The sequence below is a fragment of the Thermostichus vulcanus str. 'Rupite' genome (genome assembly GCF_022848905.1).
Lineage (GTDB): Bacteria > Cyanobacteriota > Cyanobacteriia > Thermostichales > Thermostichaceae > Thermostichus > Thermostichus vulcanus_A.
The window spans coordinates 29,592-43,577 of record NZ_JAFIRA010000004.1 but is presented as its reverse complement, the minus strand read 5'-3'; the positions used below and the strand labels follow the sequence as shown (position 1 = coordinate 43,577).

12 protein-coding genes are annotated in these 13,986 nt (G+C 55.1%); 9 read left to right on the top strand and 3 right to left on the bottom strand.

Annotated features, from left to right (window positions below; genetic code table 11):
* Nucleotides 1-56: 56 nt before the first annotated feature.
* The 3 genes from def to JX360_RS02805 are packed head-to-tail and all read left to right on the top strand — an operon-like array spanning nucleotide 57 to nucleotide 2,270.
* Nucleotides 57-590 (top strand): peptide deformylase, encoded by a 534-nt coding sequence (gene def, locus JX360_RS02815; RefSeq protein ID WP_244349060.1) that lies wholly within the window; start codon nucleotides 57-59, stop codon nucleotides 588-590.
* Nucleotides 591-600: 10 nt separating this feature from the next.
* Complete coding sequence (locus JX360_RS02810; protein WP_244349059.1) at nucleotides 601-1,029, top strand: thiol-disulfide oxidoreductase DCC family protein; 429 nt, start codon at nucleotides 601-603, stop codon at nucleotides 1,027-1,029.
* A 2-nt stretch (nucleotides 1,030-1,031) separates the two neighbouring features.
* Nucleotides 1,032-2,270 (top strand): pentapeptide repeat-containing protein, encoded by a 1,239-nt coding sequence (locus JX360_RS02805; RefSeq protein WP_244349058.1) that lies wholly within the window; start codon nucleotides 1,032-1,034, stop codon nucleotides 2,268-2,270.
* 51 nt (nucleotides 2,271-2,321) lie between these two features.
* Here JX360_RS02805 and uvrC read toward each other — a convergent pair whose 3' ends face one another.
* A complete protein-coding gene (gene uvrC, locus JX360_RS02800; RefSeq protein WP_244349057.1) occupies nucleotides 2,322-4,193 on the bottom strand; it encodes an excinuclease ABC subunit UvrC in 1,872 nt (623 codons plus the stop codon).
* 178 nt (nucleotides 4,194-4,371) lie between these two features.
* Here uvrC and JX360_RS02795 point away from each other — a divergent pair, with 178 nt between their 5' ends.
* From JX360_RS02795 to JX360_RS02785, 3 genes are all read left to right on the top strand, one after another.
* Nucleotides 4,372-4,920: a metal-binding protein gene (locus tag JX360_RS02795; protein ID WP_244349056.1), complete on the top strand. Its 549-nt coding sequence runs from the start codon at nucleotides 4,372-4,374 to the stop codon at nucleotides 4,918-4,920.
* A 312-nt stretch (nucleotides 4,921-5,232) separates the two neighbouring features.
* On the top strand, nucleotides 5,233-6,669 hold the full coding sequence (pds, locus tag JX360_RS02790; RefSeq protein ID WP_244349055.1) for a 15-cis-phytoene desaturase: 1,437 nt from the start codon (nucleotides 5,233-5,235) through the stop codon (nucleotides 6,667-6,669).
* Between the two features lie 154 nt (nucleotides 6,670-6,823).
* Nucleotides 6,824-7,702, top strand: a complete 879-nt coding sequence (locus JX360_RS02785) for a phytoene synthase (protein WP_244349054.1) — start codon at nucleotides 6,824-6,826, stop codon at nucleotides 7,700-7,702.
* A gap of 109 nt (nucleotides 7,703-7,811) precedes the next feature.
* On the opposite strand, the gene rlmN is transcribed toward JX360_RS02785, so the two are convergent.
* Nucleotides 7,812-8,948, bottom strand: a complete 1,137-nt coding sequence (rlmN, locus tag JX360_RS02780; RefSeq protein WP_279611195.1) for a dual-specificity RNA methyltransferase RlmN — start codon at nucleotides 8,946-8,948, stop codon at nucleotides 7,812-7,814.
* A 176-nt stretch (nucleotides 8,949-9,124) separates the two neighbouring features.
* Here rlmN and JX360_RS02775 point away from each other — a divergent pair, with 176 nt between their 5' ends.
* Complete coding sequence (locus JX360_RS02775; protein WP_244349053.1) at nucleotides 9,125-9,733, top strand: chromophore lyase CpcT/CpeT; 609 nt, start codon at nucleotides 9,125-9,127, stop codon at nucleotides 9,731-9,733.
* Nucleotides 9,734-9,784: 51 nt separating this feature from the next.
* A complete protein-coding gene (locus JX360_RS02770; RefSeq protein ID WP_244349052.1) occupies nucleotides 9,785-10,867 on the top strand; it encodes a glycerophosphodiester phosphodiesterase in 1,083 nt (360 codons plus the stop codon).
* 8 nt (nucleotides 10,868-10,875) lie between these two features.
* Here the strand turns inward: JX360_RS02770 and JX360_RS02765 are convergent, their stop codons facing one another.
* Nucleotides 10,876-11,568 carry a protein-L-isoaspartate(D-aspartate) O-methyltransferase gene (locus tag JX360_RS02765; RefSeq protein WP_425244347.1) on the bottom strand — a complete coding sequence of 231 codons (693 nt, stop codon included), beginning with the start codon at nucleotides 11,566-11,568 and terminating at the stop codon, nucleotides 10,876-10,878.
* A gap of 483 nt (nucleotides 11,569-12,051) precedes the next feature.
* Between JX360_RS02765 and JX360_RS02760 the strand changes: the two genes are divergently transcribed.
* Nucleotides 12,052-13,932: an AMP-dependent synthetase/ligase gene (locus JX360_RS02760; RefSeq protein ID WP_244349050.1), complete on the top strand. Its 1,881-nt coding sequence runs from the start codon at nucleotides 12,052-12,054 to the stop codon at nucleotides 13,930-13,932.
* The last annotated feature ends 54 nt before the right edge of the window (nucleotides 13,933-13,986 follow it).

Here is a 13,986-nt window from a genome sequence, read left to right as displayed (position 1 = left end):
CTGGCGCGAATGGGATCCCCGTTAGACTGGAGAGAGTTTGTCTGACGAGAGTTTGCATGACCTTGCGCCTACGCCAAATTGGGGATCCCATCCTGACTCAGGTGGCGGAGCCAGTGAGTCACTTTCGCGATCCGGATTTGCACCGCCTAATCGAGAGTATGTTGAGCACCTTGAAGGACTCCAATGGGGTGGGGTTAGCCGCTCCTCAGGTGGGATCCCTGCTGCAGGTGCTGATTGTCGCCTCTCGTCCCAATCCCCGTTATCCTGATGCCCCGCAGATGCAGCCTTTGGTGATGATCAATCCGCAGCTGCTGGCGGCTAGCTCTGAACAGGTGCTGGGGTGGGAAGGCTGTTTGAGTGTACCGGATCGGCGCGGGTTGGTGGCCCGCTCGCGGGAGGTGGAGGTGGAGTATTACACGCCGCAGGGATCCCGGCAGAGGGTGGTTTGGCAGGACTTCCCCGCGCGGATTTTCCAGCATGAATACGATCATCTGATCGGTCGAGTGTTTTTGCAGCGACATCCACAGCAATTGCTCTCGGAAGCCGAGTATCAAGCACAAATTTTGGGACAACCCGTAACGGTTGCTTGAGGGAACGATCATGCGGTATTTGGTCATTTTTGATGGGCTGTGCAACCTCTGCGCCAACGGGGTCAAGGTGTTGGAACACCTGGATCGCGGGCAACGGTTTTGTTACGCTCCCATGCAAGATGCGTCTACCCTGGCGGAATGGGGGATCCAACCGGCAGACGTTGAGCTGGGCATGATTCTGATCGACTTGGAACAGTCCAATCAACGCTGGCAGGGAGCCGCAGCTGCCGAACAGATCGCCGCCCTCCTGCCCGGTGGAGACCTGTGGCTGAGCTTGTACCGTGGCATCCCGGGCCTGAAACCCTTGGCGAATCAAGGGTACGCCCAAATCCGCGATCACCGTTACAAGTGGTTTGGTCGCCGCGATACCCTTTACCCATCTGCCTACCCCGTCTGTGGTCGCTGTCAGGGGCGGGATCCGGTTGCCACCCCAGACTAAACATGCTCCATCCAGCCCAGCAACTGCTGCATCGCTATGCCCAGGGGGAGCGAGATTTCAAGCGATTGGACTTGAGCCAGACAGGGTTGCGGGGATCCGATCTGCACGAAATTAACCTGAGCGGAGCCGATCTCTCAGGGATCCGTCTGTGTGAGGTTGTGCTCTACCGGGCGGTTTTGGTGGGAACCACCCTCTGGGAAGCCAACCTGCGCCAGGCCAACCTGGAACAGGCCAATCTCTGTCGAGCCAACCTCCGTCAGGCCAACCTGTGGCGAGCCCATTTGAGTCGGGCTGATTTGAGCAGTGCCCGCTTGAGCGGAGCCATTCTTGGCTATGCCGATCTCAGCTACAGCCGCCTGGAGGGATCCCATCTGCAGGGAGCAGATTTACAGCAGGCTAACCTCAGCCATGCCGATTTGGGCGAAGCCAATTTGCGCCAGGCCAATCTCATGGGGGCCGATCTCAGCTATGCCCGCCTCACTGGCGCCGATTTGCACCAAGCTGATTTGACGGGAGCGAATTTACAGGGATCCCTGCTGCGGGGTGCTCACCTCACCCCAGAAACCCAAATGGCCGAGAAATGGCAACGGGTATGGCAAATCCTTAGGCAGGATCTGGATGCCCGATACCTGGTGGATATGGATTTGGCGGGTGCAAACCTACACGGAGCTTATCTTCACTCTGCCCAGATGGATCGGGCCAACCTCACCGCCACAGACTTCAGCGGAGCGATTCTCCACACCACCTCCTTACAAGGGGCTGACCTACGACAAGCTCGTCTGTTTCAAGTGGATCTAGAGGGATCCGATCTGCGTGGAGCCAACCTCGCCCATGCCGATTTGCGCGGCGCTAACCTACGCGGCTGTCACCTAGGAGGAGCCGATCTGAGCAGAGCCAATCTGCAGGCGGCTGACCTGGGACAAGCCATTTTGCGGGGAACCACCCTTGATGCTCAAACCCAGCTGGACAGCAAATGGAGGCAGGTCTGGCGCATTCTCAACCAACCGCGTACCCTCTGGCCGTTGCCCCAAGCCAATCTCACGGATGCCTATTTACGCCGTGCCTGTTTGCGGCTAGCCAATCTCGCGGGGGCAGATCTGCGGGCCAGTGACCTACGGGAGGCAGATTTAGAGGAGGCCAATTTGAGCCAGACTGACCTACGGGGTACCAATTTGCGGGGAGCCAACCTGAGTGGGGCACATTTGCAGGGATCCCTGTTCGATGAGTACACCATTCTTTAGGGTTTTCGGATGAATTTTACGGGGTGGCTCCTCGGGATCCCGGCTATTGCCTTAACCCACCTGTACTGTCTCTAGAGATTCAGCTTGGGAATCGGGGTGAAAGTAGAGGTAAATCTGCCGGGCAAGCTTCGGGCCAATGCCGGGCACCTGAGCCAACTGTTCCACCGAAGCCATCTGGATGCGGGCAATGGAGCGGAACTCCTCCAGTAGAAGTTTTTGTCGATGTTTGCCTAGCCCGGGGATTTCATCTAACGTAGAAGCCTGTTGACGAACCTTCCGCTGCTGATGATGAAAGGTAATGGCAAATCGGTGGGCTTCATCCCGTAGGCGTTGCAACAATAACCGGGCCGGATCCTGAGGATCCAGACGGATGGGGGTGGGATCCCCCGGCAAGAAGATCTCCTCCTCCCGCTTGGCCAACCCGATCACCGGCAGATGATCCAAACCCAGATCCGCCAGCACCGCCAGCACTGCCGACAGTTGCCCCTTGCCCCCATCGATCAGCACCAGATCCGGTTGATCCTGAGGGGTCATTTTGCCAAAGCGACGCCGCGCCACCTCCGCATGGCTAGCAAAATCATCGGAACGACCGGGTCGCACCTCAGGATTGCGAATTTTGTAGCGCCGATAATACTGCTTGGCGGGCAGCCCATCGATGAACACCACCTGACTGCCCACGGCATCGGATCCCTGAATGTGGGAAATATCGTAGGCTTCCAACCGCCGCGGGGCTTCCGGCAAGTCCAGCACCTCTGCTAAGCGTTCCAGAGCCGCCGCATCCCGATCCGCCAAGCGTTGGGTACGGGTCAGTTCCAGTTCAGCATTCCGTTCCACCAACTCGATTAATTCGGCTTTGCTCTGCCGCTGCGGGGCCACCAGGCTGACTTTACGCCCTTTTTTCTGGCTCAACCAAGCCTCCAAAAAATCCTGTTCCGGCAACTCATACTGGGTCAAAATCTCCGACGGGATCTCTACCGGATCGCAGTGTTGATAGTGCTCTTGCAACACCCGTTGCAAAATCAACGCCGGGTCATCGCCTTGATTTTCGGCAATGAAGCCCAAGCGCCCCACCAATTTGCCCACCCGCACTTGAAACAGTTGAATGCAAGCCCGGGAATCATTCATGGCCAAGGCCAGCGCATCACGGCTGACGGTGGAGTTGGGCAAGGAAACCTTCTGGGATTCCCCTAGTTGTTCCAATCCCCGAATTTGATCTCGGAAGCGGGCCGCAGCTTCGTAGTTTTCTTGTTCTGCGGCTTGGATCATTTTCTGGTGTAACTCTTTCACCAGCTCATCGGTTTGGCCCTGAAAGATCATTGCCACCTGGGATAGGGTTTTGCGATAGTCCTCCGGGCTGATCAAGCCTTGGCATACCCCCGGACAGCGCCCGATATCGTAGTTGAGACAGGTGCGATCTTTATAGAGCGGTTTGGGCCGTTGCCGCAGCGGAAAAATGCGCTTCACTAAACCAAGGGTATAGCGCAGCAAGCCCACGTCAGTATAGGGGCCATAGTATTTGTCTTGATTTTGATTGAGGCGACGGTGACGGGTGATATAAAGATGAGGGTAAGTATTTGACCAAGTAATGCACAGATAGGGATATTTTTTATCATCTTTGAGAAGAACATTATAGGGAGGCTGATGGGTTTTGATCAGGTTATCTTCTAGGGCTAAGGCTTCACTTTCATTGTCCGTGACGATAAATTCAATCTCACAAACCTGCATCACCATGCGCTGAATACGAGGAGACAGATCACTGGTAAACCGGAAGTAGGAGCGCACCCGCGAGCGCAACTTTTTTGACTTGCCGACATAGAGAATCTGATCCGTAGCATCCCGCATCAAATACACTCCAGGTTCGGCAGGAAGCTCTTTGAGGCGGTTTTCCAGAAGGTCGCGGTTTTGGATCAGGGGGGCAGTCATGGCTGTGCAAGGGATCCCGAGAACTTTCCTGAGAACTTTACTGTAGCGTTACTGTAGCGTTGCTTTGGGCTTTCTCGTCTGGCTCTCGCGTCGAGGCAGGGATAGGGGATCCCGGGTGAGGGCAAGCTTTCTCCCCATCGAGCGGGTAGACTAAGCCGCAGTTGCGTACCCTTGCCCTATGCCGCTGGGATCCACCCACGACCGCATTACCCTCTGGACGGCTCCAACCATCACTGTGGCTGCCGGTTTGCTGGGAAACAGTACCACCGTTGCTTTGGCTGTGGGATCCGCTTATCTGTTCAGTGGCCTGATGTTTTCTGGGGATCTGGATACCCATTCTCGGCAGTATCAACGCTGGCTGTTCTTGCGCTGGATTTGGCTGCCCTACCGCAAGTGGATGCGGCATCGCTCCCTTTGGTCCCATGGGCCGATTCTGGGTACGGCGGTGCGGGTGCTGTACTTGGGCTTGTGGGTAGGGGGGTTTGGGCTTTTGTGGGCTTGGTTGGGATCCCGGTTGGGCTGGTGGATGTGGCAACCTTGGGTGTGGCGCAGCGATCTTTGGCAACTGCTACAAGTGCATGCCGAGCTGCTGTTTTGGATTGGTATGGGCCTAGAACTGGGATCCATGAACCACACCCTCAGCGATTGGATGGTCTCTAGTTGGAAACGCTGGCGCAAACGTCGTCCAGTGCGGACGGTTTCTGGGCAGTTGAGCTACCGCCGCTAGGTTCAGAACTCAGAGTTTGCCTCCCGAAATTGGTTCAGGCGTCAGAACCAGCTCGGGAAACCATTGGCAAGGGATCCCCTAGTCCTCCAGTTGCAATGATTGCCCCATCGGCATCAGTCAAGTATTCGGCGAAAGACAGTTTCTGGGTAGTGAGGCTTATTGGGTTGGCTCCCGCAATCGGCTAGGGATCCCCACGGGTTCTTCAGCGCTCCCAACGGCAGCGTCTCCTGCCCACCCTTGCCCACCACTGGCAGACCGAGCAATTGTAACGGTTTGCAAATAGAATGAAATTGTTCCTTTGTCATCAGAATCATGCGCGTTGCCATTGCTGGAGGAGGGCTAGCTGGGCTGGCCTGTGCCAAGTATCTCTGTGATGCCGGGCATCAACCGATCCTCTTCGAACGGCGGGATGTGCTTGGGGGGCTGGTAGCCGCCTGGAAAGATGCCGATGGGGATTGGGTCGAGACGGGGCTGCACAACTTTTTTGGAGCCTATCCCAATACCTTGCAACTGTTTCGGGAGCTGGGCATTTCTGACCGTCTCCAATGGAAGCAACACGCTCTAATCTTTAACCAACCGGACAAGCCAGGCACCTATTCCCGCTTCGATTTGCCGGATATCCCTGCCCCTTGGAACGCCATTGTCGCTATTTTGCGCAACAACGACATGCTCACCTGGGCAGAAAAGGTGAAGTTTGCCATGGGCCTGATCCCAGCCATGATTCGGGGGCAAGAGTATGTGGAGCAGATGGATCGCTACAGCTTGCTGGAATGGTTGCAGCGGCAGGGTATCGACGAACGAGTGAATACCGACATTTTCATCGCCGTTTCCAAGGCGCTCGCCTTTATCAATCCCGACGAAATCTCGGCTACAGTGCCGCTGACCGCTCTCAATCGCTTCCTCCAGCAAAAAGATGGCTCCAAAATTGCCTACCTAGACGGCGCACCACCAGAACGTCTGTGTCAGCCGATGGTGGACTACATTGTGGCCCGTGGTGGCGAAGTGCATCTCAATAGGGCTTTACAGGAGATTGCCCTCAACTCAGATGGGAGCGTGCAAGGATTTCGTTTTGCTCGACAAGATTCACAGGGATCCGTGCCGATGGACATCACTGCCGATGCCTATGTTTCCGCCCTTTCGGTGGATCCACTCAAGGAATTGCTGCCTGCTGAATGGAGAGGGATCCCCTATTTTCAGCAGTTGCAGGAATTGGAAGGGGTGCCGGTGATTAGCCTGCAACTTTGGTTTGACCGCAAGCTGACGGAGATTGATCACTCTTTGTTTTCTCGTTCTCCGCTACTGAGCGTGTACGCCGACATGAGCAATACCTGTCGAGCGTATGCCGACCCAGAACGCTCCATGTTGGAGTTGGTGCTGGCTCCTGCTGCTGAATGGATTGAACGCAGCGATGAGGAGATTCTGTCTGCCACCCTCGAAGAACTGAAAAAGCTCTTCCCGCAACACTTGTGCGGCCCCAACCCGGCTCAAATCCGGAAATGGGTGGTGGTGAAAACACCGCGCTCGGTTTACAAAGCCATTCCCGGCAGACAGCAATACCGCCCTACCCAAGTCACCCCAATTCCCAACTTCTTTTTGGCGGGCAGCTACACCCGGCAACCTTTCCTAGGCAGCATGGAGGGAGCGATTCTCTCCGGCAAATGGGCAGCTGAGGCCATCAGCAAAGGGATCCCGGCGACCAAAACCCCGACATCCTCCACCCCTCCGACACTCACGGCATCCAGCGTTTAAATCGCTACCAATTAGAGAAGCCTCCACCCGGATTTCCCCCGACTTTGCTACCTAGGCTGATCTACTGTGTCCCCTTTCCCGTAGTGTTTATGATGTGCCTTTCTTGTCCGGATCCCTGTTTTGCCCTGGCCCTGCGCCCCTGGAGATGAGCCAGATGAGTCCGCTTGATCAATCCATCGCCCTCTGTCGCCAGATTACGGCCAAGCACGCCAAAACTTTTTATCTGGGATCCCTGTTGTTGCCTCGACCGAAGCGCCATGCCATTTGGGCCATTTATGCTTGGTTGCGGCAAACCGATGAGTTGTTGGATGGTCTGGAAGCCAGCAACACCCAGGTAGAGGTGACCCGTAGCAAACTGGAGCACTGGGGATCCCATTTGGAAGCCCTTTTTCAAGGGGGCGAACCGCAAACCCCCACCGACTTGGCTCTGATCGATGCCATCCAAACCTATCAGCTCTCCATCCAACCCTTTCGGGAAATGCTGTTGGGCCAAAGCATGGATCTGGATACCCAACGCTACTCCACTTGGGAAGATTTGCGCCTTTATTGCTACCGGGTGGCAGGGGTAGTGGGCTTGATGTCTTCTGAGATCATGGGGTTTGTGCCCGGCTTGGATGGCACCGAAGAAGCGGTGGCTCTGGGCATTGCCATGCAACTGACCAACATTTTGCGGGATGTGGGGGAAGATGCGCGGCGGGGACGCATTTATCTGCCTCTGGAGGATCTACGTCGCTTCAACTATTCTGAACGGGATTTGTTCAACTACGTGATCGATGAGCGTTGGATTGCCCTGATGGATTATGAAATTAAACGAGCTCGACAGCTCTATGCACAAGCAGAACAAGGGATCCGCACCCTACAGCCGGATTCTCGTTGGCCGGTGGCGGCTTCGTTGATGCTGTATCGACAAATCCTGAATGCGATTGAGCGCAATCACTACCAGGTGTTTCGCACCCGTGCCTATGTCTCTACCCTCAGTAAGGCTTTGGCCCTGCCGGTGGCTTGGTGGCGCTCCAACTACTATGGTTATTGATTGAACGGGGGTGGAACATCTTAGGGGGTGTTTGGGAACCCAAAGCAAGGAGAGAACGTTTACTGCAGCGCAAACTGGGATCCCTTGGATCGGCTAACTTGCTCTGGGGTTAAGCTTTGAGGTTCCCCTCTGGCTCCCTCAGGTAAGGGCAATTAGGAATCCCATTGCCTGCCGGTAACTGGGGAGTGGTTACCAAAACGGCGCGATTTTGTAGAAAGGATCCCCGAAGTTGGCCACAGGCAGCATTGCCATCCAAGCCACGGGTTTGGCGCACACTGGCCTGCACATGGTGCTGCTCTAGTTGTCGGACAAACTCTTCGACCCGTGTCGGGTGAGGGCGTTGATAGTCAGCCTCAGAGATGGGGTTGTAGGGGATCAGGTTCACATGCAGTTGTACCCCTGACTGGCTGGCGCTGCGCAACAGTTCCGCCAATTGCCGAGCATGGATCGGCAGATCGTTAACTCCCCCTAGCAATGTGTACTCAAAACTTACCCGTCGCCCGCTGCTGAGCATGTAGTCTCGGCAATCCTGGATTAAAGACGCCAATGGATAATGGACTGCCGACGGGATCAACTGTTGCCGCAGTTCCTGGTTGGGGGCATGGAGGCTAACGGCCAAGGTAATTTGTAAATCTTGCTGGGCCAGCCAGGGGATTTGCCGAGGTACTCCCACAGTGGATAGGGTGATGTGTCGCTGGCCGATGCCAATCTCTTGATTGAGACTGCGAATGGCTCGCACCACCGTGTCGCGGTTGAGGAGGGGTTCTCCCATGCCCATAAACACAATGTGGCTAACGCGGCGGCCAAAATCCTCCTGTACCGTCAAAACCTGATCCAAAATTTCGTGCAGCTCCAGGTTGCGCCGATAGCCCATTTTGCCTGTGGCACAAAAGTCACAGGCCATGGGGCAGCCCACCTGAGAGGAGACACACACCGTCAGACGCTTGCTGGTCGGGATCCCCACCGTCTCGATCAACTGCCCATCCGTCAACCCCAACAGATATTTCACCGTGCCATCGCGGGCTTCTGTCCGTTGTACCATCTCGGATCGCCCCACTGGGTAGTCCTTTAGCGCCTCTCGCCACCCTTTGGGAAACACCGTCACCTTGTCCAGAGAGCGGATCCCTTTTTGGTAAATCCAGTTGTGCAGTTGTTGCCCACGATAGGCGGGTTGCCCTTGGGCAGTGGCCCAGTCTTTCAGTGCGGATAGAGATTGTCCAAGCAGGGGAAGGGATGGGGCGGACATAACTCTCAAACAAGATCCCAAAGGTACAGTGATTTCGCTTCTCCACTGTAGCCCGTTCTTTCAACCCAACCCCGCAGCCATTTTTAACGCTATGTCTCGCTGTTTCTGTAGAGTGTGCCGGTTCATCGCTGGAGATAATAGGAACGTTTGCACTGTCGGGATCCCTGGCTCGATCTATGTCTACTTCTCCGTCTGTTTCTCCACAACTGGCGCAACTGGCCACCTGGATGGCTGGACACTTCAATAACCTGCAACAGGCGATCACAGAGCCGGTTTGGTTTGCCAATATCCATGTGTATCAGTGCCCCTTGCCCTGGTCGGTGTTGAATGGGGTGGGGTTTTACGTGGAGCAACTGTACGATATTTATCCTGAGCAGCCCTATCGGCAACGGGTGTTGCACCTGTTCGAGTCCCCAGACGGGATCCGCATTCAAAACTATGCTCTCACGGCTCCGGATTCTTATAAGTGTGCCGGTCGGGAGTTGGGGAAATTGGCCGGTCTGACCGCAGCGGGGCTGGAACCCTTGCCCGGATGTATCACTCAGGTGGAATGGACGGGATCCAGCTATCGAGGTCAGAGTGTGCCCGGTAAGGGGTGTATCGTGGAGCGCAAGGGTAAAACCACCTATCTGTACAGCGAGTTTGAGATTGGGGCCGACTATTTTCACAGCCTGGATCAAGGGCGGGATCCAGAAACGGATCAGGTGATTTGGGGATCCCTATCGGGGCCCTTTCAGTTTGTCAAGAAACAGGATTTTTCCGGATATCTTCCCCAGTGGGGCTGAGATACTGGCAGTGAAGACTTGCGGGGTGTCGGGGATCCCCTCAGCGTTGCTATGGAAATGCAGCGACGTCGGTTTGTGCTTGCGGTGGTGTTCCTCAGTTTGGCGGGGATCGGCGGAGTGGGTTGGGGGGTGGCCCATTATTACAGCCTTAGCTACGTGTTGCACTCAGCCACCGGCAGTTCCACCGGCGAGTACTATGCTTTTGGACAGGCCCTCGCTACCGTGGTCAGTCGCCATCATCCCCACCTTCACCCTGCCCTGGGAAGTGGCCTTTACCACCCTGCGCCATCGGGAGCGTATTCTGATGGCAGCCCAAAGCTCAGAGCCCAACCCCCAACATGCAGACATGATTTGACAAGCAACTTTATAACCAGCAGTATGACCACCCAAAACCTGTGCCGGGTGATCGCCCACCGTGGAGATCACACCCAGGCAGAAGAAAATACCCTAGAAGCCTTCACTGCCGCCATCACCATCGGTGCCGACCAAATTGAGCTGGATGTCCGCCGCAGCCAAGACGGGATCCTGCTCATTTTTCACGATGCTGACTTGGGGGGACAACCCTTAGCAACCTTAACCTGGGCGGAGATTCAAGCCCACAAACCCACGATTCCCACCCTTCAAGAAACCCTGTTGCACATCAAGGGCAAAATCACCCTCGATATCGAACTCAAAGAAGCAGGTTATGAAGAGCAGGTTCTAGCCTTAATCCGCGATAGTCTCACCCCAGAGCAATATCCAGATCACTATGTCATCACCTCCTTTTTGCCGCAGGTGGTACAGCGGGTAAAAATATGGGATCCAGAACTCAAAGTTGGCCTCCTGGTAGACAGGAAAGCCCCGGAATCTCAAGATTCACAGACAACTGAATACACAACCGGATCTCTATTCCAGTACAGCCGGGATTTAGGTGCTGATTTTCTTGCCCCTCACCACAGTTGGATTAACCCAGAGTTTCTCAACCTGGCAACCGAGGCCGGGATCCCACTCTATGTCTGGACGGTGAACGATCCTGAGCAAATGAGAGCTTGTTTGCAGTCGAAGATCATCCAGGGATTGATTACGGATGACCCGCAACTGGCTTTACAAATTCGTGCCAGTCTTTCTGGTGAATCAGATGATGGATCAGCTTAAAGATCAATCTAAAGCATTGGGACAAACTGAACTGGGAAAGAGCCCTTTTGGATCAACCCTTGGGGTGTTTTGTGGAGGATCAACAAAGATTGGCATCCCTCCCCCACCGGAACCACCCATGTTCCTCCCATCGCCAACTGGTCCGGCAACAGGGGCGGCAGAGTCGGAGGGGCTGCCGTCACCACAATGGCATCGTAAGGAGCATGTTCTGGCCAACCTTGGTACCCATCCCCTTGGCGAATGTGGATATTCCGATAGCCCAGGGCGTATAGCGTTTGCTGCGCTTGCTCTGCCAAGGCCGGGATCCGTTCTAGACTGTAAACCTGTTGAGCTAACTCTGCCAAAACTGCCGTTTGATAACCGGAGCCAGTACCAATTTCCAGCACCACCGATTCTGGCTTCAGTTGGGCTGCTTCTGTCATCAACGCAACAATATAAGGCTGAGAAATCGTTTGATTGTAGCCAATGGAGAGCGGGCGATCCGTATAGGCATGAGCCTGTTGTTCAAGCGGTACAAAACGATGACGAGGAACTTTTTGCATAGCCTGTAGTACCCGTCGATCCCGGATGCCCCGTTGCCCAATTTGCTCTCTAACCATTTGCTCTCGCTCTAGGGCAAACGGATCAAAAGCCTTCGCCTCAGGGATCCCGGATAAAGAGTGGGAATTGCCTTCACAAAAAGACGAAAACGGTCTGACCACTGGCATACAACCTCCAAGGATAATGAGCTGCTAGGGGCTTCCTCGCCCCCCTCTGCTATGGATGGACATCGGGATCCCGATGGTGAAATCTTGCTTCAGGGTCATCATACAACTCTGGAGATAAGGGATCCCTGTAGAGTTTGGCTTGTGAATTCCTAGAAGGCTTTGTAGAGGTTTTCATATAATCCTCCAGATTGATAACTGATGACGAAAGAACCTCTTTGGGTATCTTTGGGTATGTGAGGAACACTTAGGTCGAGCTTATTTCTGTCTTATTTCTATCCTGACGCATCTTGCGAGGGACTTGCAGCTTTGATGAAGAGATCGTTGCCGACTGCAAGTTGGCATCGGTTTGTTTTTGGGGATCTCTCCTCAGCCCAGGCGTGGGCCGCCCATCCGGTGACAGATCGTAAACTGTCCTGAGGAATCCCGGAGGCAAAACCCTGGTTTACTAGACTGTAAATGTGATTTACGGTACAGATTATGACGACTGCCATCGCTTCTGCTACCCCCACTGCCCCTGGGACGACACTGCTGAACGTCTGGCAGAGGTTAGCCGAACAATTTCCTCAGCACATCGCTCTGCGGGATCCCCATGTGCAGCCGGTTTTCGAAATCACTTACAGCAAGCTATTCCAACAGGTGCAAACACTGGCGAGCGGACTACAAGCCCTGGGGATCCGCCCTGGAGATCGAGTTGCCCTGATTGCCGATAACTCTCCCCGCTGGCTGATGGCGGACTTGGCCACGATGTTTACGGGGGCTGTGAATGTCCCTCGCAGCGCCATCGCTGACCCGGAGGAGCTGGGTTATATTCTGCGCCACTCCGGCAGTACAACCTTGATTGTGCAGGATCTGAAAACCTTGAAGCGGATCCAGTCGGATGTACGGGCGCTGGGTATTGAACGGGTGCTTTTGCTCTCCGATGAGGAACAAACAGAAGTATTGAACTTCTCACAATGGCTGCAAAAAGGACGGGATCATGGCTTCGAAGCCCCACGCCTAGAGCGCTCCCAACTGGCCACCATTATCTATACCTCCGGTACCTCTGGCCGACCGAAAGGGGTGATGCTTAGTCACGGCAACCTCATGCACCAAGTCGAGAATCTGCATGTGATTGTGCAGCCGCAACCGGGTGATAGAGTGTTGACCATTCTGCCCACTTGGCACTCTTACGAACGGGCTTGTGAATATTTTCTTCTCAGCCGCGCTTGTACGTTGGTCTATACCAATCCCCGTTTTATCAAGCAGGATTTCAAACAAGAAGCGCCCCATTTTCTCGTTGCTGTTCCCCGCATTTGGGAAACCGTTTATGACGGGATCCAGCGACAATTTAATGAAAAAAGTGCCCTGATGCAGCGAATCATTCGTGGGTTGATCCGGTTGAGCGAACGCTACGTGTTGGCGGGCCGTGTGGCACGGAACCAGTCCATTTTGCACTATGGGGCTAGTCCCTCCGAGCGTCTGCGGGCCCGCTTGCAACACCTGCTGCTGCTGCCATTGCACAAATTGGGGGATCTGCTGATCTACAAAAAAGTGCGGCAAGCCCTAGGGCCTAACTTTCAACACGCCATCAGTGGCGGCGGATCCCTGCCGGCTTATCTAGATTTGTTCTACGAGGTGGTTGGAATTTCGATTTTGAATGGTTATGGCCTCACAGAAACCTCGCCGGTACTGTGTGCGCGGCGGCCTGAGTGGAATGTGCGCGGTACGGCTGGCCCCCCTTTGCCTGGCACCGAGTTCCGGATCCTTGATCCGGAAACCCGCCAGCCTCTACCCCAAGGCGAAAAGGGGCTGATTACGGCGCGTGGCCCCCAAGTGATGATGGGTTACTACAACAACCCAGAAGCCACTGCGAAAGTGCTGACTGCAGACGGCTGGTTTGATACCGGAGACCTGGGCTGGCTGACCCCCGATGGGCAACTGGTGATCACCGGGCGGGCCAAAGATACGATTGTCCTCTCCAATGGAGAAAACATTGAGCCGCAACCGCTTGAGGATGTGTGTCTGCAATGCCCCTACATCAGCCAAATTGTGGTGGTTGGGCAGGATCAGAAAAAATTGGCGGCCCTGATCTACCCCAATCTCGAGGCTCTGCAGGCCTGGGCTACCGAACAAGGGATCCCGACTGCTGAACCGGAGTGGCTGGCCAGTCCACAGGTGCGTTCCCTGATTTTGGAGGAACTGCGCACCCGCATCCAGCAGCGGCCAGGGTATCGACCGGATGACCAAATTGGGGATTTTCGCTTCTTGCCGGAACCCCTGAGCGTGGAAAACGGACTCATGACCCAAACCCTGAAGATCAAGCGCAACCCCGTGGCAGAGCGCTATGCCCACCTGCTGAAGGAGCTGTATCCGGCTTGAGGTGAGCGTTCATTTGGGTTTTGACTGGGTTTTGGCAGAATGGAGCCCCCTCTT